The following is a 20,417-nucleotide window of genomic DNA, read 5'->3' as shown; positions in this document are numbered from 1 at the left end:
CACGGGCCCGCGCGCACCGGTCCGCAGGCAGTGGCCCACGGCCACCAGGAGGGAGCGAGCACCTGTCCGTGGAGGCACGGCCCCGACGAGGGGCGTCCGGGGGCGGCTCGGGCGCATCGTGTCGCCGGCACATGGCGGTCACCGCTCACCGCCCGGGTTCGGCTTCCGCGAGGAGCCGCGTGTCCTGATCTCGACAGGGGCGAACACCGCGATCAGCGCGAGGAGGGCGGCCAGGGGAGCCAGCAGCCAGTACCAGCGTTGCGCCCACCAGTCGGCGGTGGGCTTGGACGGGAGCGTGTGGCCGAGGCGTTCGTAGACCCACAATGCGACGAGGTAGGCGGTCATGTGCCACAGGAAGACGGTGATCGCCACCACGTTGAGTGCCACCACGGGCTTCCAGACACCGCGCCGGCGCAGCAGGTGGGTGGCGGCTGGTGTGATCAGTGCCAGCAGGCCGAGCTGGAAGACGGCGAGGGCCGCGATGGTCGCGTTGGTGGGGAAGATGTTCGACTCGGTGTCGCCGACCGTACCGACCATCGAGTGGGGGTAGCGGGCGAACATGGTCAGGACGGCCAGGGCGAGCAGGCCGGTTCCGGTGACCACCAGCCGTGGGCCCAGTGGTCGGCGGCCGAGCCGCCAGGTGCGCCAGGCGTAGCCGAGCTGGTGGCAGAGGAGCCACACCAGCGCGGCGGTCACCCACTCGGCCCAGGTCAGACCGACCCCGCGGCCGAGCACACTGCCGAGGACGATCAGTCCCGCGAGCGTGGCGAGGACGCCGGCGGCGTGGCGGGCGTGCAGGGTCGCGGTGACCGGCACGGCGAGGATCAGAAGGCTGTACATGACGAGGAACCACAGGGGCGTCAGATAACCGGGGAACCATTGCCACATCCAGTGGTGAGGTCCCGGCAGGGCCGCGGTGATCAGCTCCCCGGCCAGCCATATCGCCGCCCATGCGGCGGTGGGTACCGACAGTCGGCGGAGCCGGTCGGCGACGAACCGTCCGGCGGACTCCTCGTTCGCCCGGTGGCGTTCCCAGCCGGCCAGGTTCGCGTAACCGCCGACCAGGAAGAACACCGGCATGATCTGTAGGACCCAGGTGGCCAGCCAGCCGCCGGGAACGGCGTCGATCGGGTTGGGCATGACGAGGTCGCCGTCGGCGTTGCGATGGGTGATCGACAGCGTCCAGTGCCACAGGGTGACGATGACGATGCTGAGTGCCCGGGCGGCGTCGACCACACGGTCCCGCTTGTCCGGGGTGGCGCTCACGAGCCGGTCCAGCGCCCCGGAGGCGCCGCGGGTGCCGGTTCCGCGGCGCGGGCTGTGCGTCACGCGCGGTACAGGGCGTCGATCTCCGTCGCGAAGTCCTGGAGTACCCGGGCGCGGCGGACCTTGAGCGTCGGCGTGAGATAACCGTCGGCCTCGGTGAGGTCGTTCGGCAGCACCCTGAACCTGCGCATCCGCTCGGCCGGGCTGACCGTCGCGTTGGCCTCGTCCACCACGGCCTGGAGCCGGGCGAGGAGGTCGGGGTCGTCGCGGAGCTGGGCGGGAGTGGCGTCCGCGGGTTTGTCGGCGCTCTTCTTCCAGGACTCCAGCTCTTCCTCGTCCAGGGTGATCAGGCCGGCGATGTACGGGCGCCGGTCGCCGACCGGGACCGCCTGGCTGACCAGCGGATCGGCGCGCAGACGGTCCTCCAGTTCGGTGGGCAGGACGTTCTTGCCGCCGGCGGTGACGATGATCTCCTTCTTGCGGCCCGAGAGGGTCAGGAATCCGTTGTCGTCCAGGGCACCGACGTCTCCGGTATGCAGCCAGCCGTCGCTGCTCAGCGTCTCCTTGGTGACGGTTTCGTTGCGCCAGTAGCCCGGGAAGACAACCGGACCGCGGAGCAGGATCTCACCGTCCTCGGCGATCCGGACCGTGACACCGGGCAGTGGCCGGCCGACCGTGCCGATCTTGACCGCGGTGGGCTGGTTGACGGTGGCGGCGGCGCTGGTCTCGGTCAGCCCGTAGCCCTCGAGCACCGTCACGCCGATCCCCCGGAAGAAGTGGCCCAGCCGGGTACCGAGCGGGGCACCGCCGCTGATGGCGTAGGCGACGCGTCCGCCGAGCGCCGCCCTCAGTTGCCGGTAGACGAGCCCTTCGAAGAGGCGATGGGCGAGGCGGAGCCCTCGGCCGGAGCGGCCTCCGCGCTCCAGTGCCCGGCTGTGGCGGACGGCGACCTCTTCGGCCCACCCGAAGACGCGGCCACGGCCCTGGGCCTGGGCACGCTGCTGGGCACGGCTGTGGACCTTCTCGAGCACCCTGGGCACCGCCAGGATGAACGTCGGCCGCAGGGCTGCGAGATGGTCGGGCAGTCGGTCGAGGTCAGCGGTGTGGGCCAGGCGCACACCGTGTTCGACACAGGCCACCTCGATGATCCGGGCGAACACGTGCGCCAGCGGCAGGAACAGCACCGTGGAGGCGTCCTCGTCGAAGATCTCCCGCAACGCGACGATCGCGGCGCGGGCGTCGTAGAGCAGATTGGCGTGGGTGAGCACACATCCCTTGGGCCGGCCGGTGGTGCCGGAGGTGTAGATGATGGTCGCGGTGTCCTCCGCGCGGACTGCGCCGCGGCGCTGGTCCACTTGGGCATCGGGGACTCCGGCGCCCTCCTCCCGCAACCGCGAGAGGTCTCCGGCGTCGATCTGCCACACCCGGTCCAGCCCGGGAAGAGCCGCGTCGATGTCTTCCAGGCGCCGCCGGTGCTCCGCGGTCCCGACGACGGTCGCGACGGCCTCGGAGTTCTCGAGCACCCAGTGGATCTGCTCGGGCGAGGAGGTGTCGTAGACCGGCACCGGCACCGCGCCGATCGTCCACAGGGCGTAGTCCGTCAACGTCCACTCGTAGCTGGTCGCGGCCAGCAGGGCGACCCGCTCGCCGGGCTGGATTCCGGTGGCGAGGAAGCCCGCGGCCAGGGCCCGCACCTCGGTGGCGAACAGAGTGGCGGTTACGGGCTCCCAGCCGCCGCTTCCCGTCGGCCGATCGAAAAGGACGAGGTCGGAACGGTCACCTCGGAACACCGCGGTGGCCAGCTGGTCCTCTGGCGGGATCCGGATCGCGAAGGGGGTCTCGTATTCGCGCATACATGGAGTTTCCGCTTATATCACCTCAGACGCTATTCGGGCTGGCCGAACTCGAGAGGCTTTCGGCCCCTGGGGGTGGTACGCCTGCCTGCGGAAACCTGACCGCGTTCACGATGCAGGCCGAGCCGAACGGCCGGATGATGCCGGTACCACAGCGAGGGAGGAGGACCGGGTGCGGATTGGGGACCTCGCCGATGCCACCCCCGCACGCCGGGACCGCTATGTCGACTTCCTCCGAGCGACCGCCATCGTCATGGTGGTGATCGGCCACTGGCTGGCCGTGACGATCACCTTCCGGGATGGCCGACTGGGCGGGGAGCACCTGCTCTCCGTGTTGCCCTGGACGCACTGGCTCACCTGGATCTTCCAAGTGATGGGAATCTTCTTCCTGGTCGGCGGCTACGCCAACGCCGCGTCCTGGGACTCGGCCCGCAGACGCGGGGACGGTTACGCCGACTGGCTGGTGTCCCGTGCGGACCGGCTGCTCCGGCCGACGACGCTGTTCATCGCGACCGGCGTCGTGGTCGCGGCGGTGGCCCGGCTGGCCGGCGCCGATCCGGGCTTGGTGCGGCTGGCCGCCTGGTTGGTGGCCATCTCACTGTGGTTCCTCGCCGTGTACCTGGCGGTCGTCGCCCTGACCCCCGCGATGCTGGCCGCCCACCGGCGTTGGAGCCTGTCCGTCCCGGCGATCCTCACCGTGGTCGCCGCCGGCTTCGATGCCCTGCGGCTGGGCACGGGTGTCGGTTACCTGGGGGCCGCGAACTTCCTGATCGTCTGGCTGATCCTTCCCCAACTCGGCTTCGCGTGGCGCGACGGCACCCTGACCCGCACCCCGGCCCGCCCCTGGCTGCTGTTCCTCGGCGGGGCGGCGGCGCTGGTCGCGCTCACGACGATCGGACCGTACCCGGTCAGCATGGTCGGCGTCCCCGGGGCCGCGGTGCAGAACACCTCACCGCCGACCGTCGCCCTGCTCGCCCTCTCCGTGGCCCAGGCCGGTCTGGGCCTGCTGCTCGCCGGGCCGCTACGTCCCCGGTTGAGCCGCCGAAGGGTCTGGATGGTCGTGATCGCGGTCAACGGAGGGATCATGACGCTGTTCCTGTGGCACATGGTCCCCGTGCTCGTGGCCGCGCCGGCGCTCTATCCGACCGGTGTCATGCCGCAGCCGGAGGTCGGTTCGGGGCACTGGTTCGCCTGGCGGCCGGTGTGGGGGGCGGTCTGCGCCCTGTTCCTGGCCGTTCTCGTGGCGGTGTTCGCGCCCTTCGAGCGCCCCCGTCGCCGGGAGCCGAAGGCCACCCGTTCCGTTCTCCGGCCGGGTCCCGCCGTCGGCGTGGGCTGGGCGCGGCTCGCCGTCGCCCTGGTACTGGTCGGCACCGCCGTGACCTGCGCCGGCATCTTCCGGCTCACCGTCGGCGGCTTCCAGGGCTCGGGGCCCGCAGGCATCCCCTTGGCCGGCCTGATCATGTACATCGCGGGGCTGCTCGCGTTCTGGGCGGCGCGCCGCGCGCGGTCCCCGCTCCCCGACGCCAACGCCACTGGACGTCACGAGTGAAGTGGTCCGGCCGTACCGACGCGGCGAGGGGCCGACGAGGAACCTGGGCCGGTGCTGCCGCGCCCAGCCGATCGGCCCCGCCCATGCGCGGTCGCGCGCACGGGGTCAGGCGCACCGTTCGGTACGGCCGGGCGGAGGAGGGCTTTCTTCCTCGGCCATGTGTTCCCTCTCCGTGCCCGAGCCTGACGACTTCCGTCTCGGCGTCCAGGACCGTGACGATCTTGTTCGGCTGGGTCAGGGAGCGGTGTCGGGGTCGATGCCCTGCGCGCGGGCAAGGGCGAACAGGACACGCTCGATCGTGTCCAGCGCTCGGCTCCTGCCGCGATCAGTGCTACCCCCAGTCGCTCATCACGGCACCTTCTCAGGTGCACATCGAGGTCGGTGTTGGCGAGACGTCGATGTTCTTGTGCGGGGTGATCACGACCTCGCTGGGCAAAAGCCGCCGATAGAGCTTCACATAGAGCGGCCCCTCCGATCCGGCTGGCCATGACGCGTGCGCAAGGTGCGATCACGGCGGTCGGTGGCAGCCCTCGGGATGCGGTCGTAGCGTTGAGGATGGGCATGAACTCCTGCCGCCAACTGCCGCTTCGGTGAAACGGCGGGTGTCGGATGGGCAGTCCGAGGGTGAACGCACACATTCACAACAGGTGGTATGGGAGTGGCTTGATCGATCGAAGGAGACGGCCATGAAGAGCAAGGCCGCCATACAGGTGGAGCATGGCAGGCCGTTGGTGATCGAGGAAATCGACATCCCGGATCCTGGCCCGAACCAAGTCACGGTCCGCAATTCCGCGAGTGGTGTTTGCTATTCCCAGGTGCATCAATTGCGCGATCCCGGGTTGCCCAGGCCGATGGGCCTCGGCCATGAGGGCAGCGGCATCGTCACCCATGTGGGAAAGGAAGTCACCCATGTAAAGGAAGGCGATCACGTCATCTCCACCTGGGTTCCCCGGACTCCCATCAGCGGGTTGCCTGTCTCGAGGCCCACGGGCGCTACCTTTCACGGCCGGCCCGTCATCGCCGACGGCGATGTGTATACCTGGAGCGAGCATATGGTGACGTTCGCGGAGAAGGTCGTCCCCATGTCACCCTCGGATCCTACGGATATCACCTGCCTGGTTGGTTGCGCCGTGTTGACAGGCGCCGGTGCGGTGCTGCATACGGCGAAGGTGGGGCAGGGCCAGTCGGTGGCTGTGTTCGGTGTTGGAGGCGTCGGTCTGTCGGCGATCGCCGCCGCCGCCATTGCCGGCGCTGATCCCATCGTCGCGGTGGACTTGGCCGACCGTAAGTTGGATTTTGCCGAGGATTTCGGTGCCACCCATGGCGTCAATGCCTCGAATACCGACCCTGTGCGGGCGATTTGGGAGATCAACCCAGGCGGAGTTGACTATGCCCTGGACGCGGTCGGCGCACCCGCGACTGCTCTCCAGATTCTCGAGGCGGTCAGGCAGGGAGGGCCAAGAGCGGACAACCAAGGTGGCATGGCGGTGCTTCTGGGGATTCCTGTCGCCGATGTCTCGGTCGACTTGAACGCCATTCTTCTGTACCAACGCCACTACTGCGGGAGTCTTGGCGCCACGGCACCCGATACCGATTTCCCGCTCTTCTTGGAGTGGGTTCGCGAAGGCAAGTTCCCACTGGGGAACCTGGTGACCAACCGGTATTCCCTGGATCAGATCGAGGAGGCTTGCGTCGCGCTGGAGGAGGGGCGGATCCTCGGCCGTGCCATTGTCGAGCTCTGACGGCACGACGTTCCTTTGAGTCGTCGTCGCGTCGAGTTCGGCCCCTCCGGACGAACGAGCCGGTTTGTCAGGGTGTGTCACCCGGTAGTGCTTCAGGGTGCAGCAGGTCGCTACGCGGCCGTTGTTCGCCTTCGTGCGGCGGGGGAGCCGGGCCGTCGGAACCGGCCGGATACTCCTGCATCGGGACGAGGTCCCTCTCCCATGCGCTCAGGACGGGTGTCAGGACCCGCCATGCCTGCTCGGCTTCGTCACCACGGATGGAAAGTGCCGGATCCCCCCTCATGACGTCCAGGAGGAGCTGGCCGTAGGCGGGCAGGTCGGGCGGTTCCATCCGCGCGGTCAGCGAGAGCGGGGTGAGGGCTCGGGCGCGGGAGCCGATGCCCGTCATGTCGAGGGTCAACCCTTCTGGCTCCAGCCCGAAGCGCAGCACATTGGGCAGGGCCTCTCCCTCGTGACCGAAGGGCAGGTGGGGAACGGAGCGGAAGCGCACCATGACCTCCTTGCGGTCCCGTCCGAGCGCCTTGCCGCTGCGCAGCCGGAACGTCGTCCCGGACCAGCGCCAGCTGTCCAGTTCCAACTCGACCTCGGCGAAGGTCTCCGTGTGCCGCCGGGGATCCACGCCCTCCTCGTCGGCGTACGCGGGGATGGCGTGGTCGCCGATGTGGCCGGACAGGTAGCGTGCGCGGCGGGTGCGGTGCGCGACGTCGTAGTCGGTGAGGAGCCGCACGGACCGCAGCACGTCGACCTTCCGGTCGCGCAGGTCCCGCTCGCCAAGGGTGATCGGGGGTTCCATGGCCACCAGGCACAGCAGTTGCAATAGGTGGTTTTGCACCATGTCCTTCAGCGCGCCGACGGAGTCGTAGTAGCCGGCCCGGCCTTGCAGCGCGAGGGTCTCATCCCAGATGATCTCCACTTCCGCGATGTGGGTGCTGTTCCAGAGGGGCTCCAGCACCCGGTTGGCGAGCCGGCTGCCGAGCACGTTCTGGACGGTCGTCATGGCCAGGAAGTGGTCGACCCGGAACACCGCCTGCTCGGGTACGAGATCGGCGAGCAGCAGGTTCAGTTCCCGCGCGCTCGCCAGGTCTTCGCCGAACGGCTTCTCCAGCACGATCCGGCTGCCCGTTGGCAGGCCCGCGCTGTGCAGGGCGGTGACCGCGTGCGGGGAGAGCGCCGGCGGAAGGGCGAGGTATGCGGCGATCGGGTCGTCTCCGGCGACGACCGCGGCGACGTCCACGGGGTTGGTGACGTCGGCCTGCCGGTAGTGGGCCGAGGCCGCCACGGCCCTTCTGGCGTCGGCGGGATAGCAGCTGCCGTGGCGGTCGAGCCGGCCGACGATCCACCCGCGGTACTGGTCGCTGTCCCAGTCCTCCCTGCTCGCGCCGGTCAGCTGGAAGCCGTCGCGGAGGCACCCCGCGGCCCGCAGGGCGGCCAGGGCCGGCAGGAGGTAACGAGCGGTGAGGTCTCCCGTCGCGCCGAAGACGGCGAGCCGATCGATCATGTCCGGGCGCCTGTCTTCGCACGGGCGAGGTTCACACTGCTCGCGATGATCCCGATATGGCTGAACGCCTGGGGGAAGTTGCCGATGAACTCTCCGGAGGTGGCATCGATCTGTTCCGGCAGCAGTCCGAGCGGACTCGTACGGGCACACAGCGAGGCGTACAGCTCCTCGGCCTCATCGAGCCGGCCCTGGGCGGTCAGGTTGTCGGCCAGCCAGAAGCTGCACAGCATGAAGGCGCCTTCGTCGCCGGACAAGCCGTCGGACGACTCCCGGTGCAGGTAGCGGTAGAGCAGGCCGTCACCGGCCGACAGGCGCTTGGCGATGGCCGCGGTGGTCGCCGCCATCCGCGGGTGGTCGGCCGGCATCACCTGGCGCAGCGGGAGTGCGAGCAGGCTCGCGTCCAGCGCGCCGCCGCCGTCCAGGTGTGCGCTCAACGTCTGCGCGTCCTCGTCCCAGGACTCCTCCAGGATGACCCGGCGCAGCCGGTCGGCCGAGGCCCGCCAAGCCGTGGTGCGCCCGGGCAGGCCGAGCCGCTCACTGATGGCCGCGGCCCGGTCCAGGGCCACCTGGCACATTCCGGCCGAGTACGTGAACGCCCGGCCATCGCTGCGCACCTCCCAGATCCCCTGGTCCGGCTGACGCCACGCCTGCTCCGCGGTGTCGGCCAGCCCCGCCAGGCGTGCCCATAGCGCGGGCTGTACCTGCCTGCCCGCGCGCAGCCCCTGGTCGGTGCGCAACCACTGGTCGGAGCAGTCCAGGATCTCGCCGTAGAGGTCGTGCTGGCGCTGGTCGGCCGCGCCGTTGCCCCATCGCACCGGGTCGGAGCGACGGTACCCCTCCAACTCCGAGTCCTCGACCTCGTCGGGTACGGGGCCGCCGTCGATGGTGTACATGATGCGGGGGGTCCGGCTCTGCTCGACGGCGTCGAGGACCCAGCCGAGGAAGGCGTCCGCCTCGCCGGTGAAGCCGATGCGCCGCAGGGCGAACACGGCGTAGGCAGCGTCCCGGATCCAGGCGTAGCGGTAGTCCCAGTTGCGGATTCCACCGATCGGCGCGGGCAAGGAGGAGGTGGGTGCCGCGATCAGGGCGCCGTTGCCCCAGTCGTCGCACAGCTTCAAGGTGATGGCGGCACGCCGGACCAGTGCCTCCTGGGGACCGGAGTAGTCGAAGTGCTCCATCCAACGCCGCCATGCGGCGGCGGTGTCCGCCAGCATCGCGTCGGCCGCGAACCGGTGGTGGCGATGGAAGCGCCCCCAGGACAGGACCAGGTCGAGGTGGTCGCCCTGCCGCAGGTCGTGGATGCTGCGAAGGTCGGCCGGCGGACGGTTGGAACGCAGATGCAGACGCAGGTCCGGCCGTCGCGAGGGCCTCAGTTCGAGGCCGCTGAACAATGTCCGCACCGTGCCCCCGCCGCGGGGCTCCAGGGCCACCCGCAGGCGGACATGCCCGGCCAGGACCACGGCCGACCGGACGAGCTCGCACCGCCCGGCGGGAAGGTCGTCGGTCAGGTCGGCGCCGCGCCGTACGGTCAGCGCATCGGTGACGCGCACCAGACCGGTGGTGCTGCGCAACTCGGTCGTCAGTACGCCGGTGTCGGGCTCGTAGCGCTGCCGGGCCTCCACCAGCTCCTCCGGCGCGAGAGTGAAATGCCCGCCCCGTGCATGATCGAGCAAGCCGCAGAACAAGGGTTCGGAGTCGAACCGGGGAAGGCACATCCACGGGATCGATCCGTCCAGGCCGACCAGCGCGGACGTCGTACCGTCTCCGATGAGACCGAGGTCCTCCAACGGCAGGTAGCCTTCCCGCCTGCGAACCGGGCGGAACGGGGGGTCGGGATCGAGCATGGCTCCTCGCTTCCGCACAGCGGAGAGTGCCGTCCGACACGCTGCACAACTCCTACGAGTCTCTCAACGTCCGAGCCCGCTCGCGACCCGGACCGCGCCCCGGGCGCAGCGCCACCCCCCGGCGTACTCCGCCCGCCGATCACGCCTCACCGCGGACGACGGCGACCGGGCAGTGGGCGTGGTGCAGCAGCGCCTGGCTCACCGAGCCCAGGAGCAGACCCGAAAAGCCGCCGCGCCCCCTGGCTCCGACGACCATCAGCTGAGCCGTCTTGCTCGCCTCGATCAAGACTTCGCGGGTTTCGCCGCTCACCACGTCTTGTCTGACCACGACGTCCGGATACTTCTCCCTGCGACCGGCGAGTGCCAGAGCCAGCAGACGCTCCGCGCTCTCCACGCCCGTACCGGCCGGCGCGTGGTCCGGCAGCCACGCGTGCATGGCGACGATCTCAGTCCTTCGCAGGGCCGCCTCGGCGAAGGCGAATTCGATCGCTTCCTCACCGTGCGGGGAGCCGTCGACGCCCAGCACGATCGGCCCGGTGTGATCCGGTTCCTCGCGGACCACCATCACCGGACACTCGCTATGGGCGGCCAGGGAGACGGCCGTTGAACCGAGCAGCATCCCGATGAAGCCCCCCAAGCCCCGGCTGCCGACGACCACCAGGTCCGCAGCCCGTGACTCGGCCGCCAGCACCGACACCGCACCGCCCACCATCACGGTGCCGGTGGCCTCCACATCGGGCGCCACGCTCCGGGCATGCTGCGCGGCGTCGTGCGCCATCCGGTTGAACGGCGACGGGTCCAGCGGCGCGTACATGGGCCCGACCGGCCAGCTGAAGGCGTGCACCACATGGAGCTTCGCGCGACGCCGCTGGGCTTCCCGCGCGGCCTGTACCACCGCGGCATGACTCGACGACGAGCCATCCACTCCGACGACGACCAGGCTGCCCAGTGCTCCTCCATCACTCACTTCAGCCTCCAGGCTCTCCTCCTCACGCGAACACGCGAACCCATCTTCCGCGCCGGGGTCGCTGCCGGCGAGCTGACGGTGGCCGTTCGGCAGCCCCACAGGCCGGCCCGTCGTCTCCCAAGCTGCGCGTGCGGCACATTTTGATGAAGCTGGAGGTGGTATCCCGTGACCGTCGGCCGCGTGAGTCGCCCGCCGCCGAGCCGAGGAGGACCTGTGTCTGACCAGGACCGGAACCAGAACACAGAACGCCGTCGGAGTGGACGGGTCGGACTCGTCGATGCAAGCCCTGCGCTGGTCCGCGCGTCAGGCCGAGCTCACCAGCGGCACGGTGGAGGCGGTGACCGCGTGGACGCTTCCGCAGTTCCACGGCGTGTTCGGCTGGTCGCCACCGTCGAGCAGCGACGAAGCGGCAGTGAAGGCCCGGGCGCACAGCAACCTCACGCAATCGCCGAGGAAACCGTGGGAGAGCCGCCACCGGACCGGTCGGCGAGGAGCTGATTATGTCACCGCCGAAGCGCACCTCGGGGGAGCTACGCAGCCAGGCATGGTGGGACAATGCGGAAAATCCGGAGATGACGGCTCTGTATCTTGAGCGGTTCCTGAACTACGGCCTCACACGGGCAGAACTTGGGTCGGGCCGACCGATCATCGGAATCGCTCAGACAGGTAACGATCTGGTCCCCTGTAATCAGCACCATCGCGCCCTCGCCGACCGGATCAAGGCCGGGGTCCGCGACGGTGGCGGTATTCCGTTCGAGTTCCCCGTCCATCCGTTGCAGGAGACCGGAAAGCGCCCCACCGCAGCACTGGACCGCAACCTCGCCTATCTCGGGCTGGTCGAGGTGCTCTACGGATATCCACTTGACGGAGTGGTTCTGACGACAGGCTGCGATAAGACCACGCCCGCCTGCCTGACCGCGGCGGCGACAGTGAACATCCCGGCGATCGTCTTGTCCGGGGGGCCTATGCTCAACGGCTATCACAACGGCATGCGGACGGGCTCGGGGCTGGTGATCTGGCAGTCGAAGCGGCTACTCGCCAGCGGGCAGATCGACTACGACGAATACATGTCGCGGGTGACCGCCGCCGCGCCCAGTATCGGGCACTGCAACACGATGGGCACCGCGCTGTCGATGAACACTCTGGCCGAGGCCCTCGGAATGTCCCTGCCCGGCTGCGCGGCGATCCCGGCCCCCTACCGTGAGCGGGCGCAAATGGCCTACGACACAGGCCGCCGGGCGGTGACCATAGTGCGAGAGGACCTGACCCCCCGCAAGATCATGACCCGGCAGGCCTTTGAGAACTCGATCGTTGTCGCATCGGCCATCGCGGCTTCGACCAACGCGCCCATCCATATCAACGCCATCGCACGTCATGTCGGGGTGGACCTGTCCAACCAGGACTGGCACCGCGTCGGACGCGACATTCCAGTGCTGGTGAACCTCGCTCCCGCAGGGGAGTTCCTCGGCGAGGACTTCCACCGCGCCGGCGGTGTCCCGGCGGTCATGTGGTCGCTGCTGGAAGCGGGGCGCCTGCATGGTGACGCCGTCACCGTCTCGGGTCGTACGGTGGCCGAGAACCTGGAGGATGTCCCGCCCGCCGACCCGGCGGTCATCCGCCCCTTCCACGACCCCGTCACCGCGGAAGGCGGACTGCTCGTCATGACCGGGAACCTGTTCGACTCCGCGGTCATGAAAACGTCGGTCATCACGGACAACTTCCGGGCCCGCAGCCTGCCACGCTCCGACGATCGGTCGGTGTTCGACTTTCGCGCCATCGTCTTCGACGGACCTGAGGACTACCACTCTCGCATCGAAGACCCGGAGCTGGGCATCGACCAGGACTGCCTCCTCGTCATCCGCTACACCGGGCCCGTCGGATATCCAGGCTCGGCCGAGGTCGTGAACATGGAGCTTCCCGCGGGGCTGATCCAGCGCGGCATCACCGCGCTGCCCACGCTCGGTGACGGCCGACAAAGCGGCACGTCGGATGCACCGTCCATCCTCAACGCCAGCCCCGAGGCCGCGGTCGGCGGCAACCTCGCCATCCTGCGCACCGGTGACCGGATCCGTGTGGACCTGGACAACGCACGCGTCGACGTCCTCCTGCCGGATGAGGAGATCGCCGCGCGGTTGGCCGACTACACACCCCCGGCACTGGAGCACCAGACACCGTGGCAGGAGATCTACCGTTCCACCGTCGGCCAACTGGACAGCGGGGGCTGCCTGGAGCTTGCCGTGTCGTACCAGGATCTCGTTCATACCAAGGGGATTCCTCGTGACTCGCACTGACTCCCGCGAAGCGATTCTGATCGCCGACTTCGACTTCGGTGATGTGGACATCGAACGCGCAATCGTCGAAGGCGCCGGACTCCAGCTCCTTGCCGCGCAGTGCAAGAGCGAGGACGAGGTGATCGAGGCGGGACGGGAGGCCGACGGCGTCCTGACCCAGTACGCGCGGGTCGGTTCCCGCGCCATCGACTCGTTGACCCGCTGCCGGGTGATTGCCCGCTACGGCACTGGCATGGACATCGTCGATGTCGAGGCCGCCACTCGGCGCGGGATCCAGGTCACGAACGCACCGAACGAATGGTGTGCGGAAGAGGTCGCCGACCATGCCGTCGCGCTCTGGCTCGCGGCCGCCCGCAAAATCTGCCAGTACGACCGGGCGACCCAACAGGGCGAATGGCACTGGAAGACCGGACGGCCCATCCACAGACTGCGGGGACAGGTGCTGGGCCTGCTGTCTTTCGGCTCCATTGCACGGCTCATCGCCGAACGCGCGAGAGCCTTCGGCGTCGAGGTCTGGGCACATGACCCGTTTCTCGACCAGTCTGAGATCCGGGCATGCCAGGTCCGGCCGATGCCCTTCGACGACTTGGTGGAAGGCGCCGACTACGTGGTGGTCCAAACGCCGCTCACCCCGCAGACACACCACACCTTCGACCGTGCGACGCTCCGCCGGATGAAGCCGACCGCCATCCTCGTCAACACCGCACGCGGGCCCATCGTGGAGGATGCGGCGATCCACCAGGCGCTCACCGAAGGATGGATCGCCGGCGCGGCACTGGACGACATCGAGGAGGAACCCGCGAAACAGCGCGGATGGCGCCCGAGCAACCGCCTCCTCAAGCTGCCCAACGTGATCGTCACACCTCACGCCGCCTACTACTCCGAGGAAGCCGTCAGGATGGTGCGGGCCATTGCCGCTGAAGAGGCTGTACGGGTTCTGACCGGGCAAGCGGCACGGTTCCCGGTGAATGAGGTGACATGCGGCTCCCACTCGCACCCGGGCAGCCCTCCCTCTGACGGGTTCTGATCACTATGCGTATGACGACTTGAATCCCGGCTGACGGTGGACGGGCTACGGCCCAGCTCGGTGGCTATCGCCCGGACCGCGGCCTTCTCCCGCGGCCGGTCGGCGATGTAGATCCGCTCGTCCTCGCGCAGGTACCGGGACGGACCAGAAGGCGGCACCACCGCGTTGATCGGTGGTGCCGCCTTCTGCCTACGGTCGGCACTGCGGCCGTTACGCCATCGCCGGCCGGTCTTCTCATTGATGCCGGCGCTCCGGCATGCCTCTCTGTTGCTCAGGCCCTGCTGCATGAGCGGTGTCGATCACGAATCGGTAGCGCACATCGCCGCGGGTGAGCCGCTCGTAGGCCTCGTTGATCTCGGAGGCGGCGATCCGCTCGACCTCCGCGCCGATGCCGTGCTCGGCGCAGAAGTCCAGCATCTCCTGGGTGTCGGGGATGCCGCCGATCATCGATCCGGCGAGGATCTTGTTGCCGCCGATGAGGGCGAACGGGTGGAAGGCGACGGGCTCCTCCGGGAGTAGTGGTCGGCGCCCAGCTTCAGGCCGTCGTCCTTCTTGCGCAGCGCCTGCGACAGGACGGTGACCTCCGCGCCGAGTGCGTGCGCGATCTTGACGCCCACGTGGCCGAGACCGCCCAGGCCGATCACCGCCACCTTCTTGCCGGGACCCGCTCCCCAACTGCTTGAGCGGCGCGTAGGTGGTGATGCCCGCGCACAGCAGGGGCGCGGCGGCATCCAGGGACAGCCCGTCGGGGATACGGACGACGTAGTTCTCGTCGACGACGACCTTCTCGGAGTAGCCGCCGTAGGTGGGCTCGCCGTCCCTGCCGATGGCGTTGTAGGTGGCGATCATGCCTCTGGTGCAGTGCTGCTCCTGGCCGGCCTTGCAGTTGTCGCACTCGCCGCACGAGTCGACGATGCAGCCGACGCCCACGCGGTCGCCGACCTTGTGCCTGGTCACGCCGGAGCCGACCTCGGAAACGACGCCCGCGATCTCGTGGCCCGGGACCATCGGGAAGATCGCCTCGCCCCAGCCCTCGACGACCTGGTGGAGGTCGGCGGCCCGGGAGGAATTGCGTCCTGGGCCGGGCGGCGCGGAGCGCCGCCGCATCGCTCCGGAATGCTCCCACGGCAGTGCCGCGCTCAGTCTGGGCGCTTCTGGTTCTCGATGTAGTTTTTGACCACTGTCAGGGGTGTACCGCCGCATGAGCTGGCGAAGTAGGACGCGGACCAGAGGTGTTCACCCCATAGGTACTTGTTGATGTGGGTGGGGAAGTCCTGACGCAGGCGGCGGGCGGAGACGCCCTTGAGGCTGCCGACGAGCTCGTCTTCCGCCCGGACGCGGCGCACACGTATGACGATCGCTGTCTGTCATGGAAATTGCGACGCGCAGACTGTGAGCATCTGGACCTTGGACGGTCGTCTCAAGAGCGTACGGTTCGCGTGTTCCCCGGCCGCGCTCAAGCAGACAACCTGGCCACCACCTCCGACGGGGACAATCATCCGGGCGCCGCCTGTGCCGCGAGGTGGACCCGGCCTACACCTCGCAGCGCTGCCCGCGCTGCGGCCACACCGAACGCGCCAACCGGCGCACCCGGGACCACTTGAACCGGGTCAACAAGCTCGGTCGTTTACAGCCGAGTAGTTGACGGAGGGAGCCGTGCAGGCGCCGACGGTCGCCACCGGCTCGTCGGTGGACGACCAAGTGATGCCGCTCACACCGATATCCGGAACCCTGATTCTCCTCGAACGGCGATTACCCACGCGCCGAAGTCTCTTCGCGGGGTGGCGCTGTTGAGGCGCGCAGCACGAGTTCGGTGGCGAGTTCGATGTGGTGGGACTCGACCTTTTCGCCGTTGGCCAGTCGGAGGGCGGTGCGCAGGGCGGCACCCCCCATCTCCCGTAGTGGCTGGCGCACGGTGGTCAGTGGTGGTGAGGCCATCTGGGCGAGGCTTGTGTCATCGAAGCCGACCACGCTCAGGTCTTCGGGGATGCGCAGGCCTCGGGCGCGGGTGGTCTCGATGACACCGAGGGCGATCTCGTCGTTGCCTGCGAAGATCGCCGTCGGTGGCTCTTGCAGGCCCAGTAGCGCTGTGGCGCCGAGCAACCCGGTTTCGTACGTGAATTCTCCGGGTCGGACATAGGCGTCGGGCACCTGCGCTCCTTCCGCCTCCATGGCGGCGCGGTAGCCGTGCATGCGTGCCTGGTTGCATACGGCCATGGTCGGTCCGCCGAGATAGGCGACTCGGCGGTGGCCCAGGGAGAGCAGGTGCTGGGTGGCGGCCAGGCCGCCGGCGAAGTTGGTCGCCCCGACGCTGTTGACCCGGCTGTCCGGCAGGTGCAGTGGGTCCAGCACGACCAGCGGCAGCCCGGCCCGGGCCAGTTCGTTCAGGTGCGCTGTGGTGTACACGCTGGTGACCGCGATGACGGCGCGGCGCCCGGCTGAGACCAGGTCCCGGGCCCAGTGTGGGGCGCGGGACGCCTTACTGATCACCACCGAGGCCCCCAATTCGGCGGCGGAGTCGATGATACCTTCCAGGGTCTCGGCCACGTACGACTTGAGGCCGCCCTTGAACTGCACCTCGATGGTCGGGCTTTCGACGGCCTCGGTGTGGCGGAACACGGGCGCGAGGTAGTGGTGCTGATGCAGCAGTTCCTGTACCCGGGCGCGGGTCCGCGGCGCCACGTCACCGCGACCGTTGACCACCTTGGACACGGTCGCGACGGAGACCCCAGCCGCTTGGGCGATGTCCGCCAAAGTGGTGCGCCTGGTGTTCGGTCGCATCGGTTCCTCCCAGCTGTACGTCCACCGGTGTGGTGAGCCGCCGGTAGGGTCGGCAACGCGGGTGGAACCGCTCAACTGTACGGCAACGCGGGACCGAGCTCGTCCGGGAGGTGCCCGGTCCGGCATAGGCGGCACCGGGACCTGTCGGCGCGGCATGACCTGCACCGACAGTGTGTCAGCCGCAGCCATCGCATCGTCCCTCCGCCCTCAAGCGACCTCTTTCGAAACACTTTCGGTCCCTGTCAAGGTTTCTCGAGGGTCGTTCTCGCCCGATACTACGCAGCTGACTGCTGCCCGACAACGTGTCTGCATGTGCCTTGACAGGGCGTCAGTCCGAAACTTAATTTGCACGAACGGAGCTCGAAGAAGGATATTTCGAAAAGTTTTCACTATGGCTGGCGAGAAGCCGGTGGCTCTCGAGTGCGGAGATGAAGACATGGCGATCCCCCTCTCTCGACGTACCCTCCTCGGCCTGGCCGCCGGGGTGCCGGTCTCCGCTGCGCTGGCGGCCTGCGGCTCGTCCGGTCCCAGCAAAAACGGTGGTGGGGCCACGTACTGGTACCTGAGTGGCCAGCCGCAGGAAGGCGTCAGAGCCGGCGCGGTGGACGCGTTCAACAAGGCCCACCCCAAGCAGCAGGTCAAAGACACCACCTTCCAGAACGACGCGTACAAGACGAAGATCAAGACCGCCATCGGTGCCGGGCAGGCGCCCACCATCATCTGGGGTTGGGGAGGCGGGACGCTGCGCACCTATGTGAAAGCGGGCCAGGTCGAGGACCTCACCTCGTGGTTCGACGAGCACTCCGAGGTCAAGAAGCGGCTGTTCCCGTCCTCGTTCGCCGCGGCAACCGTCGACGGCAAGATCTACGCGATGCCGTGCGAGACCGTGCAGCCGATCATCCTCTACTACAACAGGAAGGTCTTCGACCAGGTCGGCGTGAACCCACCGAAGTCCTGGGATGACATCATGGCGCTGGTGCCCAAGTTCAACGCCAAGGGCATAGCACCGTTCTCCCTCGGTGGCCAGTCCCGGTGGACGAACATGATGTGGCTGGAATTCCTGTTCGACCGCATCGGCGGTCCGGAGGTGTTCCAGGCCGTCATCGAGGGCGAGAAGAACGCCTGGTCCAACCCGCACGCCATCACCGCGCTGACCAAGGTGCAGGAGCTGGTCAAAGCCCACGGGTTCATCAAGGGCTTCTCCTCGATCACCGCGGACTCCAACGCCGACCAGGCGCTGCTGTACACCGGCAAGGCCGCGATGATGCTGCACGGCTCCTGGTCGTACGGCATCCAACAGGCCGATGGTGGGGACTTCGTCTCCAGCGGCGCGCTGGGCTACATGACCTTCCCGCCCGTTGAGGGCGGCAAGGGCGACCCGAGCGACACCGTCGGTAACCCCGCCCAGTACCTGTCCATCTCCGCGAAGGCCGGCGCCGAGCAGAAGAAGATCGCCAAGGACTTCTTCGCCACAGGCGTCCTCCAGGACGCCGAGGTGAAGAAGTGGATCGACAACGGGTCGGTTCCGATCCGGCTGGGGACGGAGAAGGCGCTGGCCGCCTCCAAAAGCGCCGATTTCCTGAAGTTCACCTACGACATCGCCAGCAAGGCCAAGGTGTTCGGCCAGTCCTGGGACCAAGCGCTCAGTCCGACGGCCGCCGAGACCCTGCTGGACAACATCGTCAAGTTGTTCCAACTGTCCATCTCACCACGGCAGTTTGCCCGCAACCTCAACGAGGTCACCGGCAAATGAGCTCACTCACCGGCCATCCGCCGCGTCGCGAACCGCGCAGCATCCTGCCGTGGCTGGCGACGCCGGCGCTGGTGGTCTTCGTCGGCTTCGCCGTGATCCCGCTCGTTGGTGTCTTCGCGCTGAGCTTCACCACGTGGGACGGGATCGGCGCCATCCACCCGTCGGGGCTGACCAGCTGGCGTGCGGTGCTCACCGACCCCGGGCTGCCGCACGCCCTCTGGGTGACGTTCCTGGTGATGGCCGTGTCCTGGGCGGTTCAGACGCCACTGAGTATTCTGCTCGGCACGTTCCTGGCCGGCCGCCAGCGCTACCGTGGGGTGCTGGGCGTGGTGTACTTCATCCCGCTGACGCTCAGCTCCGCGGCGATCGCGATCGCGTACAAGGCCCTGCTGGACCCCAACTTCGGGCTCGGTGCCGGGCTGAAGCTCCAGGTGCTCAGCCAGGACTGGCTGGGGCGGCCCGGGCTCGCGTTCGGGGTCGTCATCTTCGTCGTCTCCTGGCAGTTCGTCCCGTTCCACTCACTGATCTACCAGGGTGGCGTCCAGCAGATTCCGAAGTCCCTCTACGAGGCCGCGCAGTTGGACGGAGCCGGACGGATCCGGCAGTTCTTCAGCATCACGCTGCCTCAGCTGAAATACACCATCATCACCTCGTCCACGCTGATGGTGGTCGGGTCGCTGACCTTCTTCGACCTCATCTTCGTCCTGACCGAGGGCGGCCCCGGAGACGCCACCCGGGTTCTCGCACTGGACATGTACAAGCGGGGATTCCAGGCCAGCTTGATGGGACCGGCCAGCGCCATCGCGGTCATCCTGGTCCTGGTGGGTCTGGCCCTCGCCCTGCTGCTGCGCCGACTCGGGGGCCGGGACGCCGGTGCGAGCCAACTCGAGGGGGCCTGACGTGTCCACCACGCTGACCGAGCCGCGACGACCGCGGAAGGGCACCCACCGTGAGCGGCAACGCCACTCCCGTCAGGCGGCCCGCCGACCCAACTGGGCCGGCGGCCTGGCCGGGTGGCTCTGGCTCGTCGTCGTCGCCGTACCCCTGTACTGGACCCTCATCACCAGTCTCAAGGCCCAGAGCCGCTACTACGCGAGCAACCCGCTGGTGCCTTCGGGCGACCCCACACTGGACAACTACCGGCTGGTCATCGAGTCCGACTTCCTTCGCTACTTCGTGAACAGCGTCGTGGTCACCGCCGGCGCCGTGGTGCCGGCGGTCGTGTTCTCCTTCATGGCCGCTTACGCGATCGTACGTGGTTGGCGCATGCGGGTCCTGCGCGCGATGAACGGACTGTTCCTCACGGGTCTGGCCATCCCGTTGCAGGCGACGGTGATCCCGGTGTACCTGATCATCATCAAACTGCGTCTGTACGACAGTCTGCTGGCGCTGATCCTTCCGTCGATCGCCTTCGCCATCCCGCTCTCGGTGCTGGTGCTCGCCAACTTCATCCGCGACGTGCCCAAAGAACTGTTCGACTCGATGCGGGTCGACGGCGCCACCGAATGGACGACACTGTGGCGGCTGGCGGCACCGCTCACCCGACCGGCCATCCTCACCGTGACCATCTTCAACGCACTGACCATCTGGAACGGATTCCTGCTGCCGCTGGTCCTCACTCAGAGCCCTGACCGCCGGACCCTGCCGCTCGCACTGTGGACCTTCCAGGGCCAGTACGGGGTCAATGTCCCTGCCGTTCTCGCCGCCGTCGTCCTCACCACACTGCCTGTCCTGGTCCTGTACGCGTTCGGCCGCCGCCAGCTGCTGAGCGGTCTGACCGCCGGATTCAGCCGTTGATCGACGCCGACGCCGACGCCGACGCCGACGCCGACGCCGACGCCGACGC

Annotated in this window: 15 protein-coding genes and 3 pseudogenes; 9 read left to right on the top strand and 9 right to left on the bottom strand. The window is 68.4% G+C overall.

All coding sequences use genetic code 11. From position 1 onward, the window contains the following. Positions 1-138 precede the first annotated feature (138 nt). On the bottom strand, positions 139-1,329 hold the full coding sequence (locus ACJX2R_RS01495; RefSeq protein ID WP_413098366.1) for an acyltransferase family protein: 1,191 nt from the start codon (positions 1,327-1,329) through the stop codon (positions 139-141). Then, positions 1,326-3,119 (bottom strand): AMP-dependent synthetase/ligase, encoded by a 1,794-nt coding sequence (locus tag ACJX2R_RS01490; RefSeq protein WP_413098365.1) that lies wholly within the window; start codon positions 3,117-3,119, stop codon positions 1,326-1,328. Before ACJX2R_RS01490 ends, ACJX2R_RS01495 begins: the two co-directional genes overlap by 4 nt. A gap of 172 nt (positions 3,120-3,291) precedes the next feature. On the opposite strand from ACJX2R_RS01490, the gene ACJX2R_RS01485 reads away from it, so the two are divergent. Beyond that, positions 3,292-4,668: an acyltransferase family protein gene (locus ACJX2R_RS01485; protein ID WP_413098364.1), complete on the top strand. Its 1,377-nt coding sequence runs from the start codon at positions 3,292-3,294 to the stop codon at positions 4,666-4,668. A 686-nt stretch (positions 4,669-5,354) separates the two neighbouring features. Next, positions 5,355-6,410: a zinc-binding dehydrogenase gene (locus tag ACJX2R_RS01480; protein ID WP_413098363.1), complete on the top strand. Its 1,056-nt coding sequence runs from the start codon at positions 5,355-5,357 to the stop codon at positions 6,408-6,410. Positions 6,411-6,477: 67 nt separating this feature from the next. Here ACJX2R_RS01480 and ACJX2R_RS01475 read toward each other — a convergent pair whose 3' ends face one another. The 3 genes from ACJX2R_RS01475 to ACJX2R_RS01465 form a co-directional block, all read right to left on the bottom strand. Further along, positions 6,478-7,908: a glucose-6-phosphate dehydrogenase gene (locus ACJX2R_RS01475; RefSeq protein ID WP_413098362.1), complete on the bottom strand. Its 1,431-nt coding sequence runs from the start codon at positions 7,906-7,908 to the stop codon at positions 6,478-6,480. Further along, complete coding sequence (locus ACJX2R_RS01470) at positions 7,905-9,752, bottom strand: glycoside hydrolase family 15 protein (protein ID WP_413098361.1); 1,848 nt, start codon at positions 9,750-9,752, stop codon at positions 7,905-7,907. Before ACJX2R_RS01470 ends, ACJX2R_RS01475 begins: the two co-directional genes overlap by 4 nt. Before the next feature lie 139 nt (positions 9,753-9,891). Continuing rightward, entirely contained in the window at positions 9,892-10,701 is an 810-nt protein-coding gene (locus ACJX2R_RS01465) for a universal stress protein (RefSeq protein ID WP_413105746.1), read from the bottom strand. A 295-nt stretch (positions 10,702-10,996) separates the two neighbouring features. Here ACJX2R_RS01465 and ACJX2R_RS01460 point away from each other — a divergent pair. The 3 genes and pseudogenes from ACJX2R_RS01460 to ACJX2R_RS01450 form a co-directional block, all read left to right on the top strand. Beyond that, positions 10,997-11,193: pseudogene (locus tag ACJX2R_RS01460) on the top strand (universal stress protein); the annotation flags it as partial. A 26-nt stretch (positions 11,194-11,219) separates the two neighbouring features. Next, positions 11,220-13,010 (top strand): IlvD/Edd family dehydratase, encoded by a 1,791-nt coding sequence (locus ACJX2R_RS01455; protein WP_413098360.1) that lies wholly within the window; start codon positions 11,220-11,222, stop codon positions 13,008-13,010. Then, the gene (locus ACJX2R_RS01450; protein WP_413098359.1) at positions 12,997-14,037 is read left to right on the top strand and encodes a C-terminal binding protein; all 1,041 of its coding nucleotides are present in this window, start codon (positions 12,997-12,999) and stop codon (positions 14,035-14,037) included. The genes ACJX2R_RS01455 and ACJX2R_RS01450 overlap by 14 nt, the downstream gene beginning before the upstream one ends. 38 nt (positions 14,038-14,075) lie before the next feature. Here the strand turns inward: ACJX2R_RS01450 and ACJX2R_RS01445 are convergent. The 3 genes and pseudogenes from ACJX2R_RS01445 to tnpA all read right to left on the bottom strand — a co-directional run. Continuing rightward, positions 14,076-14,324, bottom strand: a pseudogene (locus ACJX2R_RS01445) (helix-turn-helix domain-containing protein); the annotation flags it as partial. Then, a pseudogene (locus ACJX2R_RS01440) lies at positions 14,272-15,144 on the bottom strand (NAD(P)-dependent alcohol dehydrogenase). The pseudogenes ACJX2R_RS01445 and ACJX2R_RS01440, both read right to left, overlap by 53 nt. A 32-nt stretch (positions 15,145-15,176) precedes the next feature. Then, complete coding sequence (gene tnpA / locus ACJX2R_RS01435) at positions 15,177-15,383, bottom strand: IS200/IS605 family transposase (protein WP_413098358.1); 207 nt, start codon at positions 15,381-15,383, stop codon at positions 15,177-15,179. Positions 15,384-15,559: 176 nt separating this feature from the next. Here tnpA and ACJX2R_RS01430 point away from each other — a divergent pair, with 176 nt between their 5' ends. Then, positions 15,560-15,682: a zinc ribbon domain-containing protein gene (locus tag ACJX2R_RS01430; RefSeq protein ID WP_413098357.1), complete on the top strand. Its 123-nt coding sequence runs from the start codon at positions 15,560-15,562 to the stop codon at positions 15,680-15,682. A gap of 107 nt (positions 15,683-15,789) precedes the next feature. Here the strand turns inward: ACJX2R_RS01430 and ACJX2R_RS01425 are convergent, their stop codons facing one another. Beyond that, complete coding sequence (locus ACJX2R_RS01425) at positions 15,790-16,818, bottom strand: LacI family DNA-binding transcriptional regulator (RefSeq protein ID WP_413098356.1); 1,029 nt, start codon at positions 16,816-16,818, stop codon at positions 15,790-15,792. A 442-nt stretch (positions 16,819-17,260) separates the two neighbouring features. Here ACJX2R_RS01425 and ACJX2R_RS01420 point away from each other — a divergent pair, with 442 nt between their 5' ends. Genes ACJX2R_RS01420 through ACJX2R_RS01410 form a run of 3 tightly spaced genes read left to right on the top strand, consistent with a single transcriptional unit; the run spans position 17,261 to position 20,368 of the window. Further along, entirely contained in the window at positions 17,261-18,571 is a 1,311-nt protein-coding gene (locus ACJX2R_RS01420; protein WP_413105745.1) for an extracellular solute-binding protein, read from the top strand. Then, on the top strand, positions 18,568-19,470 hold the full coding sequence (locus ACJX2R_RS01415; protein ID WP_262706028.1) for a carbohydrate ABC transporter permease: 903 nt from the start codon (positions 18,568-18,570) through the stop codon (positions 19,468-19,470). Before ACJX2R_RS01420 ends, ACJX2R_RS01415 begins: the two co-directional genes overlap by 4 nt. A gap of 1 nt (position 19,471) precedes the next feature. After that, positions 19,472-20,368 (top strand): carbohydrate ABC transporter permease, encoded by an 897-nt coding sequence (locus ACJX2R_RS01410; protein ID WP_413098355.1) that lies wholly within the window; start codon positions 19,472-19,474, stop codon positions 20,366-20,368. Positions 20,369-20,417: the final 49 nt, after the last annotated feature.

This window comes from Streptomyces sp. Inha503, from assembly GCF_047215865.1.
Taxonomy (GTDB): Bacteria; Actinomycetota; Actinomycetes; order Streptomycetales; family Streptomycetaceae; genus Streptomyces; species Streptomyces lycopersici.
Note: the sequence above shows the minus strand (reverse complement) of the source record. Positions and strands in the feature narration are given on the sequence as shown.

Excerpts from the sequence above, each read along its gene's own strand:
- ACJX2R_RS01490 (WP_413098365.1), bottom strand. The coding sequence starts at position 3,119 with ATGCGCGAATACGAGACCCCCTTCGCGATCCGGATCCCGCCAGAGGAC.
- ACJX2R_RS01480 (WP_413098363.1), top strand. The coding sequence starts at position 5,355 with ATGAAGAGCAAGGCCGCCATACAGGTGGAGCATGGCAGGCCGTTGGTG.
- ACJX2R_RS01475 (WP_413098362.1), bottom strand. The coding sequence starts at position 7,908 with ATGATCGATCGGCTCGCCGTCTTCGGCGCGACGGGAGACCTCACCGCT.
- ACJX2R_RS01470 (WP_413098361.1), bottom strand. The coding sequence starts at position 9,752 with ATGCTCGATCCCGACCCCCCGTTCCGCCCGGTTCGCAGGCGGGAAGGC.
- ACJX2R_RS01455 (WP_413098360.1), top strand. The coding sequence starts at position 11,220 with ATGTCACCGCCGAAGCGCACCTCGGGGGAGCTACGCAGCCAGGCATGG.
- ACJX2R_RS01425 (WP_413098356.1), bottom strand. The coding sequence starts at position 16,818 with ATGCGACCGAACACCAGGCGCACCACTTTGGCGGACATCGCCCAAGCG.
- ACJX2R_RS01415 (WP_262706028.1), top strand. The coding sequence starts at position 18,568 with ATGAGCTCACTCACCGGCCATCCGCCGCGTCGCGAACCGCGCAGCATC.